The 21,954-nt window shown below is 46.1% G+C and carries 5 protein-coding genes; all 5 read right to left on the bottom strand.

Annotated features, from left to right (window positions below; genetic code table 11):
• Nucleotides 1-3,393, bottom strand: a 3,393-nt coding sequence (locus ABDW16_RS27180; RefSeq protein WP_343674182.1) for an amino acid adenylation domain-containing protein, incomplete at its 3' end; no start/stop codon positions are given.
• A complete protein-coding gene (locus tag ABDW16_RS27175) occupies nucleotides 3,390-9,980 on the bottom strand; it encodes an amino acid adenylation domain-containing protein (protein WP_343674181.1) in 6,591 nt (2,196 codons plus the stop codon). The genes ABDW16_RS27180 and ABDW16_RS27175, both read right to left, overlap by 4 nt.
• Nucleotides 9,977-13,369 carry an amino acid adenylation domain-containing protein gene (locus tag ABDW16_RS27170; protein ID WP_343674179.1) on the bottom strand — a complete coding sequence of 1,131 codons (3,393 nt, stop codon included), beginning with the start codon at nucleotides 13,367-13,369 and terminating at the stop codon, nucleotides 9,977-9,979. The genes ABDW16_RS27175 and ABDW16_RS27170 overlap by 4 nt, the downstream gene beginning before the upstream one ends.
• A complete protein-coding gene (locus tag ABDW16_RS27165; protein ID WP_343674178.1) occupies nucleotides 13,353-19,904 on the bottom strand; it encodes an amino acid adenylation domain-containing protein in 6,552 nt (2,183 codons plus the stop codon). The genes ABDW16_RS27170 and ABDW16_RS27165 overlap by 17 nt, the downstream gene beginning before the upstream one ends.
• Nucleotides 19,901-21,943 (bottom strand): AMP-binding protein, encoded by a 2,043-nt coding sequence (locus tag ABDW16_RS27160; protein WP_343674176.1) that lies wholly within the window; start codon nucleotides 21,941-21,943, stop codon nucleotides 19,901-19,903. The genes ABDW16_RS27165 and ABDW16_RS27160 overlap by 4 nt, the downstream gene beginning before the upstream one ends.
• Nucleotides 21,944-21,954 lie beyond the last annotated feature (11 nt).

Raw genomic sequence — 21,954 nt, 5'->3', positions numbered from 1 at the left:
TGCACTCTTATTGCTAAAGAACAATCGCTGGATAGGGCTTAAGGGTATAACACCACTTACTATCCCCTGATCCCCTATCCGGCCGCCATTCCGCTGCATACGACGGCTCAATGATGACAACAACGGATATTTTAGTACATCCTGTACACTGATGGTATAACCCTGCTGTTTTACACGCGACACTACCTGGATGGCCTTGATAGAATCGCCTCCCAGTACAAAGAAATCATCTCCCGCACTGATCACGGATTTCCTGAGAACAGCACCGTATACCCCGGCCAGCACAGCCTCTGCTTCCGTACCCGGCGCTATATAATTGGTTACATCCGATAATAGATCCGGATCTGGTAACTGCTGCTTATCTATCTTCCCATGCGAGGTCAATGGAAATGCTTCCAGCTTTACAAAATGAGACGGCACCATATACAATGGCAGCTGATCCTGTAACCACTTGCGAAGACTTACAATATCAGTGTCTGCATCTCCGGTAAAATAACATACCAGTTCCTTTTCTCCTCCCGAACGTTCCTTTACCGTAACGATACTTCCACTTACTCCTACATGTCTTTCTGCCTGTGCTGCAATCTCACCCGGCTCTATCCGGTAACCACGGATCTTTACCTGTTCATCACGGCGGCCCACAAAAACAAGGGCTCCCTCTTCCGTCCATTTACCCAGATCTCCGCTGCGGTATATCCGGTAGCCTTCACGGAAAGGATCTGCTACAAACTTTTCCTGGCTCAATGCATCATTATTCAGGTAACCACGCCCTACACTATATCCACCGATACAAATCTCTCCAACTACTCCTATCGGGCATAGCGCACCATATTCATTCAGGATATAAATCCGCACATTGGGAATAGGTACGCCAATTGAAATATTATGGCGCTGCATGAATGAATGACGTGGTATCCGTAAAGCCGATACGGCGATGGCCGTTTCCGTAGGCCCATATACGTTAAAAACAATACCATGTTCTATAAAGGCACAGACCTTATCGAACGGCGGGTTTTCACCCCCCATGATCAGTTTATTGACGGTACTTATTTTATTAATATTCAGCTCCTGTACGACAGCAGGTGGAATGGGCGCTGCTGATATGCGATGCTGCACTAAAAACGCTTCGAGCAACAGCGGGTTCTTTTTGTCTTCATCGCTAATAATAAATAATGCAGCTCCTGCCGTCAGGGTGGTAAAGATCTCCAGCAGGGACACATCGAATGATATAGCATGAAACTGCAATACATGCTCTCCTTCACTTATATCCCAACGTTCCCGTATTCCCTGAATAGCATTCGCAAATGCCAGATGCGTTATCATTGCTCCTTTGGGCTGCCCTGTGGACCCCGATGTATAGATCACATAAGCAAGCCCCTGCGGGTCTATATTTTCCTCCACATAGGGCACTGCCTTTTCGAAATCAGCAGCTTGCACATCCATGGCAATGACTGCCCCCTGATAGTAGTCCAGCTCAAACAGGTAATCGGTGACAGTCAGCAGTATTTTCATGTCTGTATCACGCATGATGAACTCCTTCCTTGCACTGGGATGCTCCGGAGCAATTGGTATATAGACACCACCTGCTTTCAAAATACCCAGAATGCCGATCACAGTATTGATTGATCTATCAATCATCAGTCCTATCATTTCCTCTTCTCTAAAATGATAGTTGCTCTTTAGATAACCTGCCAGCTGATCTGAGCGCAAGTCTATCTCCTTATAGGATACGCTGGCGCCTTCATGATATATAGCTATACTTTCAGGGTTATGCGCCACTTGTTCTTTGAAACGTGCTATCACATTCGCAGGCTCACTAAATTCACCTCCTGCATGATTAAATTCAACCAGCAGGGTATGTTTTTCCTTTGCTGCCAGGCAGTTGAGCTGCCAGATGGGCTGATAAGGATCGCTGATCAGAGATGCCAGCAGGTATTCCAGCCGCTGCAGGTAAGCAGCTATATGCTGTTCGCTGTAAATATCAATATTGTATACAAACCTTGCTTCCAGGGTTCCCCGGGCCTCTACAAAATTGAATACAATATCAAATACACTGGTCAGGCGTTTCGTGTCCTGGTAGGCTTTTATTTCCAGCTGGTCCAGATCCTGGGCCGCTTCATTATTGAGGGTATTCTGTAATAATACCTGTATGTCAAACAAGGGGTTCCTACTTACATCGCGTTTAAGCCGCAATGCTTCTACCAGCTCATCAAACGGGAAAATCTCATGCTCAAACGCACCCGCAACAACTTCTTTTATATTGTCTAACAGCTGCACAAAACTGTCACTGCCCTTAAAACGGGTCCTCAATGCCAGCGTATTGGCATAAAGCCCTATCTGATCTTCCAGATCAGCATGTGGCCTACCGGCAACAGGGCTGCCAATAACGATATCTTCCTGCCCTGTCAGATGAAAACACAAAGTATTTACAGCAGCCAATAAGCCCATATATAAGGTAGCTCCCTGCTGCCGGCAAAGATTTTTAAGCCCATCTACTAACCCTGCTTCCATGCCTTTACAGTATAATGCACCATTGTAAGTCTTTACTGCAGGTCTTATTTTATCAGTGGGCAACTGCAATACAGGCAGGTCGCCTTCCATTTGCCTGAGCCAGTATTCCCGATGCCTGGAAGCAGTTACACCGCTTAGCTGTTCCTGCAACCATATGACATAATCCCTGTACTGCACAGCCAGCGGCCGTAAAGGATTTTGCCTTCCCTGTAGCATTGCATTATACATCACAGCTATTTCCCTGATGAGTAGGTTCATAGACCATCCATCACTAATGATATGATGGATCACATAGGCAAATACCCACTTATTTTCTGCTACACGATACAGCAACAGGCGCAGCAAACGCTGGTCCAGCCGGAAAGGCTGATTCAGCTGCTCCTGTAGCGCAGATACCAGCAAAGTAACTGCATTGGGTTGTCCGCTCAGATCATGATTCTCAATTTCATTTGGGGAAAAATGATCATCCAGTATTACCTGTCTTACCTCACCATCCACTTCCCTGAATACGGTGCGCAGGCTCTCATGCCTCTTCCTTACTTCATAACAGGCCCTTTCCAGTGCAGTAATATCCAGCTTGCCGGAGAACTCATAGATACCTGACATGTTATAGGCAACGCTGGCTTCTTCAGACTGACTAAGTATCCATAACCTTCTCTGGGCTGCAGACATGGGGTAAGATGATTCTACAGCTACGGACGTTATTTCGTGCTGCCCTATGTCCTCTCTGATATAAGTGATCAGCTCCTGCTTTCTGGACTTGATCTCCTGGAGCAGCTCATCGCTCACTATACCTCTGGGGGCCTTAATATCCAGGTTATTATTCAACACCCGGATCTGCACCTTTAATTCCTTTAGTCGTTTATAAAGATTACTGATCATATTGTAAAGTTTTCAGCATCACCAATGTCTTCCATCTGAAAAGCATCAATGGCATCCGGGTTATTCCTTTGGATCTCAAAAGAGATCGCGTCAATACTAGGATTGATAAATATTGTTCTAATATCCAGCCTGATCTGCATCTCGCGTTGTATACGGTTCACAAATGCCCCAACAGACAATGAGCTGGCACCCAACTCAAATAGGTTTGCATGAATGCTTATCCTGTCCACATTCAGCACAGATTGCCATATGTCAGCTACTTGTTGTTGTATTGGATTTTTCGGAGGAATATATTCCGGGGATTGGCTGTCATCATTTGTAAATGGCAATGGCAGGGCATTCCTGTTGATCTTGCCATTACTGTTCAGGGGAAATGCATCCAGTACCATATAATATGCAGGCACCATGTAGGCAGGCAGCTTAGCTTTCAGATAATGTTTTATTTCTTTCAGGTCAGGCTGCTGCTCAGTTAACAGGTAAGCACATAACTCATTGGAATGATCGCTTCCTTTATATACATGTACAATGGCTCCCCTGATGCCCTTATGCCGTAGCAATACGCTTTCAATTTCTCCAAGCTCCACGCGGAATCCTCTTATCTTCACCTGGTTGTCTTTCCTGCCCAGGAATTCCATATTACCATCTGGCAGCATCCTGCCTAGATCTCCTGTTTTATACATTTTCCCTCCCAAACGGCTGTTAAAAGGATCGTCCCTGAAAGCTGCCGCTGTTTTCTCAGGATCATTCGCATATCCTCTGGCTACTCCCACACCGCCGATATATAATTCACCGGCTACTCCTTTGGGCACTGGCTGAAGCTGCTCATTCAGAATATAAAAAGTATTATTATGAATAGGCTTTCCATATGGGATGCTGCTCCACAGCGGGTCTACGATTTCAATGGGGAAATAATTTGACCATACAGTCGCTTCTGTAGCGCCTCCAAGGCTGATCACATGGGCAGCGGGAAAGTATTGCTTTATACGCGGGGGTAACTGTACGGGTATCCAATCCCCACTGAGGAATACCAATCTGAGGTCTTGTTGCTGATACCCATCCTGATCCCCTTCCAGCTCCGCTGTCAGGAAGCTCATAGTAGTAGGCACAGAGTCCCAGAATGTGATACGCTCATCTGTCAGCATTCTTTTCAATACTGACACCTGCTGTACTTCGTCATTGCTGGCGATCACCACCGTACCGCCAGCTGCCAGCATACCGAATATTTCATATACCGACAGATCAAAACACATAGAGGTAATAAACAACAGCCTGTCCTGTTCATTGACATGAAAGGTCTGATTGACCCATTGGATGAGGTTGACGGCTGCGTGATGCTCGATCATCACTCCTTTGGGCCTGCCTGTAGATCCTGAAGTATAGATCGTGTAAGCAAGATTGTGGGGATTATGTACAAGATCAGGGTTGAGATGACTATAATGGAGCAGCTCACTATTGTCAACTGACAGGCACACTACACCTTCCAGTTTACCAGCCATCTCCATATCATCGGTTAACAATTGCTGTACTTTGGAATTGCTTATTATGTACTGCTGCCTATCCGGTGGATATGTAGGGTCCACCGGCACATACGCACCGCCGGCCTTTAATATAGCATACATACCAATGATCATATGGAAACTACGCGTCACCAGTAAGCCGACATTATCCCCTTCTTTCACGCCCTTGTCAATAAGACATCTGGCAAGCCGGTTCGCCTGCGCATTCAGGCTGCTATAGCTCATATCCATCTTATTCTGCCGGAGTGCAACGGCCAAAGGCGTTCTCCGTGCCTGCTCCTCAAACAGACCGTGAACAGATATATCACGGGAGTAAGGCACCGCTGTATCATTAAAACCAATGATTACTTCCTGCCATTCCTGCGGTGTAAGCATTGCCAGTGAATGAACAGATGCATATACATCCGCTGCAAACTTTTGCAGAATGCGGATATAGAGGTCCAGTGCATACCTCACATTTTCCTCATCGAAATAAGCCGGCGCATATTTTATCCTGGCATAGAAACGGTCAAAGGTCTTACTCACCTCTACATCAAAGAGGGTATTGGTCATTTCATAAGAAGTATCACTATCCTCACCTGCCTGCATAATATCGATCAGGTCATTTCTGTCAATATTTGCATAGGTATGAAAATCTGTAAAATTCAGTAAGGTATCAAAGATAGGGTTGCCCGTGCTTGTCTTATCTCCAATCATCCTGGCTATCTCGCTTAAATGCACCTCATGACCTTTCACTTCATACAGGTAATCATTGACCCTTTTCAGCAGGGACAGAATGTCGCTCTCCTTTTCAAAGCTTATACGGATAGGGACGGTATTGAGGAAGCATCCAAGGATATTTTCTCCCCCTTCTATTTCCGGCCGCTCATGGGTCACTACCCCTGTTACAACATCCTCCTGGGGACAGATGATGTGCAATAAGCAAACATGCGCCGCTACACAGATCGCTTTGAATGATACCTGAAAGTTTGATGAAAGCAGCAACAGCTCGTCCAGCAGTTGCTTGTCTATATTGCTGCCCACCTTTTTCATGCCAGGCTCCTTACTGATGCGAAGCCCCTTATAATTGAACGGCAATTTATTCCTTGAATAACCTTCCAGGAGCTGTTGCCAGAAAAGGCTCGTCTCTGTCGTTCTTTTTCTGCCAAGCGTGATGGCACAATATTCTTTATAACTGTAGCGCAGCGAAGGAAGAGCGCCCGTTTCCAGCCGGGTCATCTCTGTTTTGAATACAGCCATGCTCCAACCATCCATTAATGCATGGTGCACACTATAAGTAAGGTGATATCTATCCTTGTCCAGCCGGCAAAGATGTACCCTCCATAACAGCTCGTCATCAAAAGACAGCCTGATGGCCAGATCATCTGCTACATATTGTCGGATATGGGCTTCCTGTTCGGTAGCCTGCATCCCCGACAGATCATCGATGCTTAGCGGCAGTGCTATTTCCCTCATTACTACTTTTAGGGGTAGGCTGAAGCTATTGATATAATACCGGGTCCTTAAAATGGGATGCCGCCGGACAAGCTGCTGTAAACGTGTTGTAAACAGGTCCAGATCCCTGATATTCAGTATAAATGAGTACTGATCATAGTAGACCGGCTCGTAAGGATTCAGTAGGGAAGAAAAGATCATGCCCTGTTCTATTTCCACAAGCGGATAAATATCCTCATAATAGGCAGGCAGTCTTTTCTTTACCTGGTCCTCTTCTTCTATCCGGGCTTTTATTTTACTGATCGCTTCCAGTCCTGCCATTATTTCATGATCTACACCCTCCTGTTTACCATCCTGCTCTGCTGCAAGATATGCAGCCCAGTCAGCCAGGGTCTTTTGCTCGTAAAGTTTTTTAACGCTAACGTTCAATCCTGCTCTCTTCCTGATATTCACGGCAAACGTGATGATCTTAATGGAATCTCCTCCAACTGCAAAAAAGTGGTCATTCATGCTGATAGCGGACCTGCCTGTTACTTCTTCTGCTACAGCGGCTACCATTTTCTCCATCTCAGTAACAGGCGCTATATAAGCCCTTTTATACCCTGTATTCAATGATACAGGGTCAGGCAATTGCTTCCGGTCAATTTTTCCATTTGTGGTAAACGGCAGGAAGTCCAGTCTTACAAGATGTGCCGGAACCATGTATGCCGGCAATTTGTTGAAAAGGAATTTTCCTACCGCCTCCATATCTATCACATCAGCTGCCACTATATAGGCAACCAGTTCTTTTTCTTCATCAGGCAGTTCTCTAACAATCACTACTGCCCCGCTGATCCCGGGAAACTGCTGCAGTGTTGTGGTGATTTCATTCAGTTCTATCCTGTATCCCCTGATCTTCACCTGGTCATCCAATCTTCCCAGGTACAGGATATTGCCATCCGGCAGCCATTTGCCCAGATCACCTGTTCTATATAAACGTTGGCCCGGTTCAAACGGGTTATTGATAAATTTCTCTGCAGTCAGGGCTGGTTTATTCAGATAACCTCTTGCCAGGCCTATACCAGCTATGCAAATCTCTCCTGGTACCCCTACCCCCTGCAACTGACCCATGCTGTCCAGTATATAGAGCCGGGTATTCCAAACAGGGCGGCCAATGGGAATATGGGTATCTCCGGGAACGGCGGTATAATAACTTACATCTATACTAGCCTCCGTGGGCCCATATAAGTTATGAACCGGAATAGTAGTCATGCTGTACCAGGCCCCGACTGTTGAAGGCGTTAATGCCTCTCCACTGGTAATGATCCTCCGCAGACTATACAGCTTTTCGCCTGCACCATTTAAATAGCGGGTGAAAGCACTAAACATGCCCGGCACAAAATGAAGACATGTTATTTTATTTTCTGCTATCAGCGATATGAGCGCCTCCGGCGATCTCATATCCTGCTCCGTACATAATACCATGCTGGTACCCCAGCATAGCGGCATAAATATTTCCCATACAGATACATCAAAGGTGAAAGCGGTTTTCTGCAGAATAACATCGTCAGTACGGAAGTCAAATTGATGCCACATCCATTCAATCCGGTTGATGACACCCCGGTGTTCCAACATGCAGCCTTTGGGCATACCAGTGGACCCGGAGGTATAAATAACATAGGCCAGATCTGTGGGGGAAGTTGATACTTCAATATTTGCGGTGGGCCAGACCTCCTTTCCCTGTTGAAAACAGTCCAGCTCATTTTTATTAATGACAGCTTTGCAGCCACTGTCAGCAATGATATAATCAATTCTTTCCTGCGGAAGGTCCGGATCGATGGGTAAATAGGCAGCTCCCGATTTTAAAACGCCCAGTATCGCCATGATCATCCACTCGCTTCTATGAAGCTGGATGGCAATGATGTCTCCGGGTCCACTCTTATATACTTCCTGTAAATACCAACCTAGCTGATTGGCAGTTTCATTCAATGCACTGAAAGTAAGACGGGTGTGCTCAAATACTACTGCCTCCTTCAGGGGTTGCTTGCGCACCTGTTCCTCAAACAGGTGTATGAGCGTTGTGTTATCCGGAAAATGGGTATTGGTCTGGTTAAATACATTCAGCAATAAATGCCTTTCGGATGAGCTAATATACTGCAGCTGTTGCACTGGCTGCTCCGGATGAAAGGTAACCATATGCAGCAGCTGTTCAAGATGTTCACCTAACCTTTGAATAGTGCTGCCATCAAACAGATCTGAATTATATTCTATTTCTACCTGTAACTGACCTTTCCCTGTTATAAAAACAAAATTCAGGTCAAATTTGCTGGTCGTGGGAGTGATAACAGAATAGGGCTGCACATTAAATCCGGGTCCTTTCTCCGGCAATTGGTAGCCATCTAAATTCTGAAGCACCACCATGACATCAAACAAAGGATTTTTGCTGGTATCCCGGCTTAGATCCAATGCTGTGATCAGCTCATCAAATGGAAAGGACTGATGTTCAAAAGCCTCAAGCGTCATATTCTTTACGCAGGCCAATATTTCCCTGAAGCTATTCTCACCTTTTATGTTGCACATCAATGGCAGTGTATTCAGGTAAAACCCTATCTGGTCTTCCAGGTCGGGGTGCTCCCTGCCGGCTACGGCACTGCCCACAATAAGGTCTTCCTGTCCTGTATACCGGTACAGCAACAGGTACACAACAGACAGCAAGCCCATAAAGAGGGTGCTGCCTTCCTCCTGCAATAAGGTATTAAATTCAGGAATAACGTGGTGTGAAAAAGTCCTGTGAATTACACTTCCTTTGTATTGTTTTAAAGCCGGACGGGGACGGTCTGTTGGCAACTCAGGCAGCGGTATTGCTCCTGCAAATTGTTGTAGCCAGTATGCTTTATCCCTGTCCATTGCAGTACTGTTTAACCTTGCCTGTTGCCACACTGCATAATCCTTATACTGGAAGGGAAGCTCAGGTAGTAACAGGGGTTGGTCTGACAGGCAGGCCTGGTACACCTGCATCAGCTCCCTTACCATTACTCCCATTGACCATCCATCACTGATAATATGGTGCATGACATATGCAAACACCCAGCTATTTTCTCCAGTGCGTATCAAAAGGGCACGCAACAGCGGTCCGGATGAAAGATCAAAGGGTGTATCAAGCTGTTGCCGGATGAGATCTTTTATTAGATTATCTTTTTCTGCTTCAGTGCACAGGTCATAGTGCTGTAGTTCAAAGCCGATATCTTCAGGGGATAGCATATATTGCCTGCCATCCTCACTGAAAACAGTACGCAATATCTCATGACGGGCAATCAGTTGATCAAATGCAGTTGTAAATGCTTTTTTATTTACTTCACCTTCCAGCGTATAACACTTCAGCATATGATATGCCTCAGTACCATGCAGCTGGCTTAACAACCATAACCTGCGCTGGGCAGAAGACAATGGATAGCTTTCCTGGTGTTCAGCAACAGGTATGATGGTTTCTCTGACTTTATTTTCTGAGAGCAATTGTATCAGCTCGGCTTTTCTTTCCTTTATAGCGAATAAAAGATCCGGGGCAATGGCGCCATCATCTGCAAAAACTTTCAGCTCTCCATTCACGACCTCCAGTACTATATTATTAGTCCGAATATCCTTTAGTAAATCTTTCATATCTCCACTTGTTTTAAATTGGCACGATTGGCTTTTTGATGTTGTTGGTCAAGAATGAAAGTGATCTGTTCTGCGATATTTTCAATCGTAGGATCTTTAAATATGTTTATTATATTGATATGGATGGAAAAGGTCTTATTGATCCTTGTGAGCAGTTGCATCATTTTTAAACTATGCCCACCTGCATCAAAAAAATTATCCCGGGTGCCAATATCTTTTTCCCCGAGTAGTTCCTGCCACATGCCTGCTAATTTCTTCTCAATGTCTGTAACAGGGGCTATATAGGGATGCATTGCCGACCTTGCGATGCCTGCTGGTATCGGTAATGACTTTTTATCGATCTTACCATTCAGCGTCAATGGTATTTTGTCTAACAGTATGTAATGGACTGGTATCATGTAAGCAGGTAACCGGCTACCCAGCCAGGCCTTGAGCCGGCCTGTATCCAGACCATCTTTTTTAACGATGTAGGCTGCCAGGCTTTTATCTCCATCCTGGTCAATGACGTGTACAATAGCATCCTTTACATAAGGGCTGGTGCGGAGGACCGTTTCAATTTCTTTCAGCTCTATTCTGTATCCCCTGATCTTTACCTGCTCATCTTTCCGGCCTTCAAATACTATTTTTCCATTCCACAGCCAGCGGCCCAAATCCCCTGTTTTATACATCTTTTCTCCTGCTATAAAGGGATGATCAACAAATTTCTCTGCTGTAAGCGCTGCCTGGTTTAGATAACCCTGGGCAAGTCCTGCACCGGAGATGCAGATCTCCCCGATCTTATTTACAGGTAATAATTGATGCCGATGATCCAGTATTAAGATAGAGGACTGGCAGAAGGGGCTTCCTAAGGGTACGGGATCGGGTATATTATTCAGGTCAATATGATTGATCAGCTTACCGATAGTGGTTTCGGATGGTCCGTAATGATTATACACTTCGCAGGCGGGGCTGGCATTCCTGATCATTTCCAGCACTTCAGGGGTCAATGGCTCCCCGCCGAATATGAGGCATTTTGCGGGCAGGTAAATCCTGTCCTGTGATTGCAGTGACCTCCAATGTGAGGGAACAATTTTAATGCAATCCAGCTGACCGTCAAAGATCCGATCCGGGTCCATTAATGCTGCCATTGAATAGATATGCAATACACCACCTGTGAGCAGGGCCGCAAAGATCACTGTATTTCCGAGATCGGCGGCAATGGTGGATACCATTCCAAAATGGCGGCATTCCCCAATATTGGTAGCAGCAAGAAGGCCAAAGAAATAATCAATCAATGAACGGTGACTGATCATCGTTCCTTTGGGCTGACCGGTGGTACCGGAGGTATAGATCACATATGCCAGGTCATCCTGCCTGATGGATACCCCATTCCAGTTGCCAGTTATATGGGGGTATTCCATCTTCTGATGCATGTCAATTACAGCGCCTGCATATGCCAGTAAATATTTCTTATAATAGGATGTTGTAAGCACAACCCGGGCACGGGTGTCTTGCAGAATATATTCAATACGGGTAGCAGGAAAATCCGGGTCAATAGGAACATAAGCCGCTCCCGCCTTCCATATGGCCAATATTGCTACAATGCTCTCTATAGAGCGGTCCAGCATTATCGCGATCAGATCATTTGGCTGGATGTTATAGTGCGCCAACAGTAAAGCAGCTAATCTGTTGGACCTGTCATGCAGCTCGCTGTAGCATATCCTTTCTTCTCCGTATACCAATGCCGCTGCATCAGGCACACGCATTACCTGCTCCATAAACAGCCCTGTCACCGTCTTATCTTCCGGGAAGGTGAATGATTGGTTGCCGAAGTCAAACAGCAATTCATGTATCTCCTCACCGCTCATATATTCCAGCTCAATTACCGGCAGCATTGGATGATTGATCATGGCCGCAAGCATATGGGAAAGGTGCTCTCCTGTTCTTACTATGCTTGCATCAAGATAGATATCTGTGTTATAAATGATCTCGAGGCTGATGGCGTCACCACCATCAATAAAATTGAAACTGAGATCAAACTTGCTCCTCCTGTGGTGACCAGTATCGTATACAGAGATATTAATACCATCCTGTTGCTGCATAAAAGAAGGCGTATGTTCTTTCAGGGTGATCATTACATCAAACAGGGCATTCCTGCCCAGATCCCTTTGCAGGTTTAGTTCCTCTACTAACTGATCAAAAGGATAAGCCTGATAGTCCTGCGCATGAAGAATGGCGTTCTTATTCCTGCTTAAGAGATCATTAAACGACTCGTTCCCATTACATGCAAGATTGAGCGCCACGGTGTTCATGTATAGACCTACCTGATCTTCCAATCCCGGTATGTCTCTTCCTGCAACAGGGAAACCGATAATAATATGCTCCTGGCTGGTATAACGGTGTAATAGTATATGTACAATGGTCACCAGCCCTGTAAACAGGGTACATTCCTCCTGTCTCAATAACATCTTCAAGCCTGTGGTCAATGCCGGGGGGAAGATCATTTTCACAGCAGCGCCGTTACTGGTTTTCACAGCAGGCCGGGGAAGATCGCCTGGTAACTGCAATACAGGTATTTCTCCTTCAAATTGTTTTAACCAGTAGTTCCGCAGTGCTTTCCATTTCTCCCTGGTACTTTCCTGTTGCTGCCAATATGCATAATCATGATATTGGATAGATAAGGGAGCGCCGTGGCTGGTCTCATTCCTGCACAATGCACTATAACAGTTCATCAGCTCCTGTATGAGGATATCCATCGACCAGCCATCACAAATAATATGATGAATGACGAGATCGAAGATCCATTTATGATCTGCTGTCCTGTAAAGCGAGGCTCTTAACAAGGGGCCTCTTTCAAGGTCAAATGACTGCTGGTGAGCATCCCTTAACAGGCTATCAACCGATGGCTTGTCATGACCGTACAGGTCCAGGTATTGAATATGGAAGTCGGGGTTCCTGTCATGCTGTACATATTGCCATATCGTCCCTGCTTCATCTGTTTTAAATACTGTTCTTAATATGTGATGTCTCTCTATGAGTACCTGAAAGGCGGCTGTCAGGTAGTCCATGTTCAGATCACCTTCAATTACCAGCGTCATTGTGATATGCCATGCGCTTTCGCCTGTGCTCAGGCGGTCCAGCATCCACATCCTTTGCTGGGCAGATGATAACGGATAACATTCCAATGCAGGTGCAGGCAGGATACAGTTATGCTGCAGGCCGGATTTGTCAAGCAACCGGATCAGTTGTTGTTTGAATGAGCGTATTTCACGCAGCTCTTCTCCGCTAAGCAGGCTCACATTGCCCTGCAACTTTACCCCACCCGATTCATCCGGCAGGATCCGAATGCCTTTACTACGGCATAAGCTGAGTATATCAGATAAGTCCTTCAACTTATAATAGGATTTCATTTTGATCGCCAGGTATTAACTCACTTCTATCTTCCATCCATCTGAGCGTTTCTACATAATCAGACAGGTGTTCTATGGTTGGCTCTAAAAAGAGGGTTCTCAGATCCACCCTTATACCCGTCAGCTCATGGATTCTCGAAACCACCCTGGTGGCTTTGAGGCTATGCCCTCCCAGATCAAAGAAATTATCCCTGATACCGATGCCGGTCCTTTGCAGTACTTCCTCCCATACTTTAAGAATAAGCGCATCCAGCTCATTCCGACAGGAGGTCTGTACTTCTCCTGGTATTAATACTTCCCATGGAGCCGGCAAAGCGCTCTTGTCCAGCTTTCCATTACTATTGACGGGGAAGCGCTCAAGAGGTACCAGGTAAGCGGGTACCATAAACGCAGGCAGATGGGTGGCAAGCGCTTTGCGTAATTGTGTTGCGGTACCCATCATTGGTGAGGGGATATAGTATGCTGTAAGCTCAAATTCGTCATCCCTGTTCCTTACAGGTATCACTACTGCATCCTGAATATCAGGCTGCATAAAAAGGGCCGCTTCGATCTCAGCCAGCTCTATTCTGTGCCCTCTGATCTTTACCTGGTCATCTTTCCGGCCAATGTATTCCAGGTCACCATTTGGCAGTATGCGGGCAAAATCGCCGGACCGATACAATTTTTCTCCTTTTCTAAAAGGGTTCTCAATAAACCTGGCCGCCGTCAGTTCAGGGCGATGCAAATAACCTCTTGCCACTCCGGCTCCGCCTACACAAAGCTCTCCTGTGAGGCCCACAGGTACCTGGCGCCCATCCTCATCCAGCACATAACAGCTGACCGTAGGAATGGGAATGCCTATATTACTTTTGTTCTCTTTTATTTCAAGGGTATTGATTTCTTTATAGGTAACATGTACAGTGGTTTCAGTGATACCATACATATTAATATTCCTGCATTGTGGCACCTCCTGATGCCATGCTTCCAGGATGCCTGGCATCATCGCCTCTCCTCCGAAAATGAGGTATCTCACGGACAAGGCAGGCCGTACGCGCCCTGCATTTGCCTGTATCATACTTCTGAAAGCAGTGGGTGTCTGATTGAGAACAGTGATCCGCTCAGACGCAAGAAAATCATAAAAAGCGGCACCATCCTGTGCAATATGTTTGGGTACAATTACCAGTGTGCCACCGTACAACAGGGCCCCATACATTTCCCATACAGAAAAATCAAAACAATAAGAATGGAATAAAGACCATCTGTCGTCCGAATTGAAATCAAAAAGGTTGCCCTCATGAAACAGCAAACGGGCAATATGACGATGTTCTATCAATACGCCTTTAGGCTTGCCCGTGGTACCTGAGGTATAGATCACATAAGCAAGATGAAAAGGTTGTACCGTAGCCTGTGCAATAGGCTGGGTGAAGTCCTTTTGGGTAATATTGATAAAGTGCCTGTTGCTACTGTCCTCGTAAATGTCCTGGTCAGTAAGCACCAACCGGCATCCGCAGTCATCCAGGATATAATTGAACCTTGCTTCCGGGTAATCAGGATCTACCGGCACATAAGCTGCTCCAGCTTTAAGTATGGCAAGGATTGCGATCAGCATCCATTCATTGCGTCCCGTGACCACTGCTATCAATTCTTCCTGCTGTACAGCATATTCGTGTATCAGTATTCCGGCAAGCTTTCCGCTCAGCTCATCGAGCGCTTTATAGGTCAGCGATCTGTCTCCCGCAATAAGGGCTGTTTTATCCGGAAACCGCTGAACAGCTTCCTGGAAAAGACTGATCACCGTAGCCGTATGATCATATTCAAATCCTGTCTGGTCAGCTTTGGAAAGCAGCAGCCTGCGCTCTTCCTCATCAGGCAACACTATATCCCTGACTGGCATGTCAGGCATGGTGCATACCTGATCCATGATAGTATGCAGGTGCTTTGTCATCCACTGAATAGTATCCTGTTTAAAGAGGTCTGTATTATATTCAACAGTCAGGCCCAGCTGTTCCCCCTGTTGCTCAAATAAGAATACAAGATCATATTTGGAGACGCTGTTCGCCAGGGGTATACGTTCCAGCCGTATATCCGACGTAAGGGAAAGGTCACCCACTGTGCCATCGCTATCACCATGATGCAGCACCAGCGTTACATCAAATATTGGATTGCGGGAAAGGTCTCTTTTCAGCTGCAGGTCCTCTGCCAGTTGCTCCAATTGCAGTTCCTGGTGCTCGTAAGCAGCAAGAACTATTTCCTTTTCTCTTTGCAGTAATGATAGAAAGCTTTCTGCATTATCCACCTGCAACCTGATAGGAAGGGTATTTACAAAAAAACCGATCTGGTCCTGTAACTGACTATTTGTTCTGCCAGAGACGGGCGTACCGATCACAATATCTTTTTGCCCGGCGTACTTTTTCAATAAGACCCGGACCATTGCCATCAGCGTCATAAATAAACTGGCCCCTGCATACCGGGATAGCTGCATTAGTTGCTGATAGCACACCCCACCAAAGCTATAATGATAGCTGTCTCCATTATAGGTTTTTACATCCGGGCGCTTGTGATCAGTGGGCAATGCCAATTGGGGTAATGCATCTCCCAACACCTTCATCCAAAACTCCCGGTGCGCCCTATTTAAATCATCTTCCATGCGGGCGCGCTGCCAGATGGCAAAATCTTTATACTGAAGCCCGGGGGCTGGCAATAATGCTGAGGGGCTTTCCATTGCAAGCCGGTAGGCAAGCGCTATATTTTTAAATAGTACCTCCAGTGACCATCCATCACTGATGATGTGATGCATATCGAAATAAAGTACCTCTTTTTCCTTCGTTTGGAGTATCACACAGCGTAATAAAGGCCCGTTTATGAGATCAAAAGGCTTTTTCAGCAGGGACTGCACCGTTGCTGATACATCATCTGTAGCTATTTCTGAGATGGTAAAAGATGTACTTCCAGGTAATAAGACCCGCTGCATTGGAATTCCGTCCTGCTCTGTGAATACGGTTCTCAGTATCTCATATCTTTCTATCACCCTCTGAAATGCCTCCTTTAGTACAGCCCTATCCAATTCTCCGCTAATACTGAACAGCGCAGGCATATGGTAGGCCATAGAGGCATCCATGAACCTTGTCAGCACCCATAATCGCTCCTGCGCAGGGGATATTGGATACTGCTCCTCTTCAGCGGCTACAGGTATCAATGTCTCAGACAGGAGGTGTTTTTCGGATAACAGCGTTGCCTGTTTTTCAATGGTAGGAGCTAAGAATATTTCATTGAGCGTGATATCCTTCCCCAATTCTTTTCTGATCAGGAATTGCAGGCGGGCGGCCTTTAAACTATGTCCTCCTTTATCAAAAAAACTATCCTTTATATCAAATATTGTTGTTCCCAGTACATCCTTCCATAAAGCAGCCAATTGCTGTTGCAATGGGGTTGCCGGCGCTGTCATAACCCTATTTTTTTCCTGGACAGCCTGTGGGTCTGGTAATTTTTTCCTGTCTATTTTTCCGTTACTGTTCAATGGCATTTTGTCCAGGGGCACCCAGTAAGAAGGGATCATAAAAGCAGGCAGGATGCCGGCAAGATATTCCTTCAGTAATTCAGGTACTGCCTGGTTGCCCGTAAAGTAAGCAATGATAGCATCCTCCCCTCCTACGTTCCGCACCATCACTACCGCCTGGTCAACGTGGGGATGTTGTTCCAAACGGTGCCTGATCTCATCTGTCTCTATGCGGTATCCCCTGATCTTTACCTGCTCGTCCTTTCTGCCAATGAAGATCACCTTTCCATCTGCTGTCCAGCGGCCAATATCCCCTGTTCTATACATCATCAGCTCCGGCAGGAAAGGGTTCGGTAAAAATTTCTCCGTTGTCAGCACGGGACGGTCCAAATAACCTTTGGCTATAGACTGCCCGCTGAGCACGATCTCTCCTTCTATCCCCACGGGCAATAACTGCTGATGCGGGTCCATAATATAAAGCTGGGTATAGCCTACGGGCTTGCCTATAGGAATGAGATCCCCCTCTTTATCTTCAAACCTGTATACAGTACTATAAGTAGTGTCTTCTGTAGGGCCATATAGGTTACGTACCTCCATGCGTTCCCAATCCAGCTCTTTTTTGAATCGTTCCGGCACTGCTTCACCGGCCATATTCAGGGCGGATATATTTGTCCAGTCCATACCCTTATCCAGTAAACTACGCACTACGGATGGTACAGTATTAATCAGTATATGTTTATCGAAAGAGTGCCAGGTATATATTTCCAATGCAGAAGACAGCAACCGGATCGTCTTTCCCTTTAAAAGAGGGAATAGTAGTTCAAAAATGGATAGATCAAAACAAAATGAGGTGCTGGCATATAGTATTTCAAACGGTGTGGCAGCAAACTCCTGTTGTGCCCATTTCAAAAATGCAATTGTATTCCTGTGGCAGATCTCAACGCCTTTGGGGTTGCCGGATGAACCGGATGTATAAATAACATAAGCTGTATGCTCTCTAAGGTCGGTGGTAAAAGGGTAATGAACAGTAGGGGGAATGGCTGTTTTAATAAGGGTATCTATGTGAATGACCTTACCACTGTAGTCTTCGGGTACCACCTCCCTGCCTTCGTCGTCAGTGATTAGTACAGCTAATTGTGCATCGTCAATGATATAGCTGATACGGGCGGCAGGATAGCTAATATCCACAGGTACATACGCAACACCTGCTTTTAATGCAGCGATTATGCTCACAACAGCCTGCGCAGTTCTACCCATGAGCAACCCGATGCGTGCATTGTCTGCCATCCGGAGCAGGGCAGTCAGATGGGCGGCCACATGACTGGAATCCGTATCTAATGTGTAATAACTGATGGCATGATCTCCTGCCATGAGGGCTATCTTTTCCCCGTTCTCCCATAAGGAAGGGCCCAGCAGCGATAAGATGCTGTGTTCTTCTATCCGCATTACCGGGGAATTGAAGGTATGGAGTATCAGGTCCCTTTCTGCAGGAGTAATGATATTGAAATGCTTTACAAGTACGTCTGCTTTTGCCATCATCTCATCCATCACATACAGATAACGCTGAAAGAGCCCCTCTATCCGTTCTTTTCTGAACAACCTGGCATCATATTCAATTTCGATATAGAACCGGTTATCGGGCTCAAAATCGAGATTGAAAGTAAGGTCAAATTTGGCGGCAGCTTTTTCTTCTTTTCCTTTACTGTCAGGATGCAGGTATTTATCAAGGAGGCTCAGTGTGAACCCATATTGCTGATGTTTATTTACACTACCTTCTCCTGCAGCTGTATCCTGTGTAGCCAGCATCACATCGAACAGGGGGTTCCTGCTCAGATCCCGACTGATGTCCAACGCTTCCAGTATACTGTCGAAAGGATAATCCTGGAATTCGAATGCCTGGATGGAATGTGCGGATATACGTTTTATAAAATCCTGTACCGTTTCCTCCGGATCGATCTGCGCCCGTAAAGGAAGGGTATTTACATACAGCCCCACCTGTGCTTCCAGATCGAGATGATTTCGGCCGGATACAGGACATCCGATTGTGATATCATCCTGCCCTGACAGCTTGCCTAATAATAGCATCAGTGCCGCACGGTAAAAATTGAATGCGGAAACCTGCTGATTGCCACAAAAGAGCTGTATACGATTTAATAGCTGTGCATCGGGATAATACCTGCTCACGGCCCCATCAAAAGAACGAATGGCGTCTCTTGCCGAGTCGGCAGGCAACTGCAATGGCTCGGGTATCTCTGCAAACTGTGCTTTCCAGAATAGCGCCGCCTGTGCTCCTTTATCTCCAGCCATCCTGTCTGAATGCCATGAGCAGTAATCCTTGTATTGAATAGAAAGTGGGATGTCAACAGGGGCCTCCCCTTTGCAGTAAGCCTCATAGGCACGCATTACTTCAGCAACAATAACGCCGATGGACCAGCCATCGCACACAATATGATGCACCCCAAAAAACAGGGCATATTCATCTTCGGCCATGCGGTACAGGTCTACTCTGACCAATGGCCCCTTTTCGGGATTAAACTCCCAGAAAGTAGCAGCTGCAACCTTTTCCGCCAGGTAACCGGGAATGTCAGGAACAGCGCTGATATCATATACAGAGATGTTAAAATCGATATCGTCCGGCACTATTTGCCTAAGATCGCCTTCTGCTTCCCTGAAAATGGTCCTAAGGCTTTCATGCCTGCGTACGAGCAAGCGGAAAGCCTGATTCAGGTGTTCTGCTATCACCGTCCCTTTCAGGTAAAAACTACGAACAATGTTGTAGGCCGTATTGCCACCATCCATTTTGCTCAGTACCCACAGCCGCTTTTGGGAATTGGAAGCAGGATAATCCTCCTGTGGTGCCAGCGATGGAATTGGCATATAAGCATGCTGGTCCATAGCCGCCTTCAGGAACACCTTTAGCTCTTCCTTCTTTTCCCTTACCTCTTCCAGTAGCTCAGGCGGTAGCATGCTGATCTCGCCGGCAAGCCTTAGCTGGCCATCTGCCAGGCGTGGCACTACTTTATATTTTCTTAAAGTATTAATTATATCCCAGGTATTCATATTGTAATTTCTTCGCCGGAAGTCTGATCGTATTTCAGCCAGAGCATGTTCTCTATAATGGAAGCAAGCCCCAAAAAGCTGTTATCATGGAGAACCCTGGCCATTTCTATATTGATGCCAAGGTCATTATTGATATTATTGATGATCTCTGTAGCCCTCAGGGAGTCTACTCCAATGTCTGTAAGCTGCGTCTGGTCATTGATCAGGCCAGCCTGCAGGCGTCCTGTTCTTATGTTTATTACGTGGCTCAGGTACCGGACGATCATGTCCCTGCTCATATTGCCATTTAGCGGCAATACAGGCGTTTTTAGCCCCTCTGAAGGATAGGTGCCATGGGTGAGTGTAGATTTTGCAGATAGTACGGTAAAAGCCCCTTTTTTGAGATGATTGCTGCATTCATTTCTCTTCAGCTTTCCACTGGTAGTTCTTGGTATTCCCAATGGAGTTGTGAGAATGATCTCAGAAAAATGTATTCCATACAAACCGTATATCAGTTGATCAATATCCTGTACGATCATTTCCGCTACAGCATCTTTCAGCAATGCCCTTTTTATTTCCACAACTACTGCCCATTCTTCTTTCAGCGCATCCAGGGAGAAAACGGCTACGCCATTCATGATAATGGCTGGATGTGATTGCTCAATAGCCAATTCGATATCATAAGGATAAATGTTACGGCCCCTGCTTATTAACATCTCAGCAAGCCTTCCATGTACAAACAATTCCTGCTCATACAGGAATCCAATATCACCGGTACGAAAAAAGGACCTGCCGTGTAGCTGGTAGAACAGATCATTATTGTCCCTGTTCCAATAACCGCTGCTCACACTTTCACCGGCAATACAGATTTCTCCTTCTTCCAATGCCACACATTCCTTTCCATTCTCCGGAGAAATGATCTTTATCTCCAATCCCGGGGCTGTCTGCCCTGAGCTCACCAGGCATTGGGCCTGCTCATTCATTAGATCCGATGGCGTCCACCGGCCCGGCTCATCTGCATTTTTCTGTATAAAAAAGATAAAAGGTACTGTATCCCTTTTTTTTGCTGTTACCAGCAAGGTGGCCTCCGCCAGCCCATAGCAAGGAAAGAAAACGCCGGTATCTAAGCCGGCAGCAGCAAAGCGGGTTACGAACCTTTGCAGTGTGGCAGGACGAATAGGCTCCGAGCCATTATAAGCCACCTGCCAACTGGATAGGTCGAGTTCTTTCACATCTTCCTCCCTGATCTTATCTAAGCACAGGTCGTAAGCAAAATTGGGCCCGCCGCTATGAGTGACCCGGTAGTTTGAAATAGCCTTTAGCCAATTTACCGGTGCATTGATAAAATCTAAAGGCTTCATCAGTACGCAGCTACACCCAACATACAGCGTATGCAGGATATTGCCGATCAATCCCATATCATGATGAAAAGGCAGCCAGCATAGTATGACTGATTCCCTTTGGCATCCAAAAACATGTTGTATTAACTTTTCGTTGCAGATCAGGTTATCGTGGGAAATGATTACACCCTTGGGTGATCCTGTTGACCCGGATGTGTACTGGATAAAAGCAATATCGGAACAAACGATAGCAGGCGCCTGTGCATCATCTGCCCGCGTTGCTACTTCATCGGTAAAAATAAAGGGGGTATGTGTAATGCCCAGCCATCCATCAAGTCCTTCTTTTAAATGCATAGCCTGATCACGCGTGCTAAGCACAGCCGAGATCCCGGCATCGTCCAGAATATTATAGATACGGCCCAGTTGTCTTCTGTTCCTCACATAGGATACTGGTACAGGTATAATACCGTTGTACAGGCATGCCAGAAATGCAATGATAAATGGCAGCGTCTCCTGGTAGATCAACAGTACCCGCTTACCTTCAAGCCCTTCATTGCATAATCCTGCCGCCACCGATCTTACACGATCTGCCAGATCGCTGTAGGACATCCTTGTTTCAGAACGGGTCCCGGTTTCAGGCTGTATAAAAACAATGGCATGGGGCTGAATGGCAGCATACAAAAATAGCTGGTGTATAATGGTGTGCTTATTGGCATCCATGTAACAGAGTA

It is taken from the genome of Chitinophaga sp. (genome assembly GCF_039596135.1).
In the GTDB taxonomy this organism is placed as follows: Bacteria; Bacteroidota; Bacteroidia; order Chitinophagales; family Chitinophagaceae; genus Chitinophaga.
Note: the sequence above shows the minus strand (reverse complement) of the source record. Positions and strands in the feature narration are given on the sequence as shown.

Bases quoted from the DNA above. Each gene is read 5' to 3' on its own strand.
- ABDW16_RS27170 (WP_343674179.1), bottom strand. From the start codon at position 13,369: ATGAAATCCTATTATAAGTTGAAGGACTTATCTGATATACTCAGCTTA.
- ABDW16_RS27160 (WP_343674176.1), bottom strand. From the start codon at position 21,943: ATGGATGCCAATAAGCACACCATTATACACCAGCTATTTTTGTATGCT.
- ABDW16_RS27165 (WP_343674178.1), bottom strand. From the start codon at position 19,904: ATGAATACCTGGGATATAATTAATACTTTAAGAAAATATAAAGTAGTG.
- ABDW16_RS27175 (WP_343674181.1), bottom strand. From the start codon at position 9,980: ATGAAAGATTTACTAAAGGATATTCGGACTAATAATATAGTACTGGAG.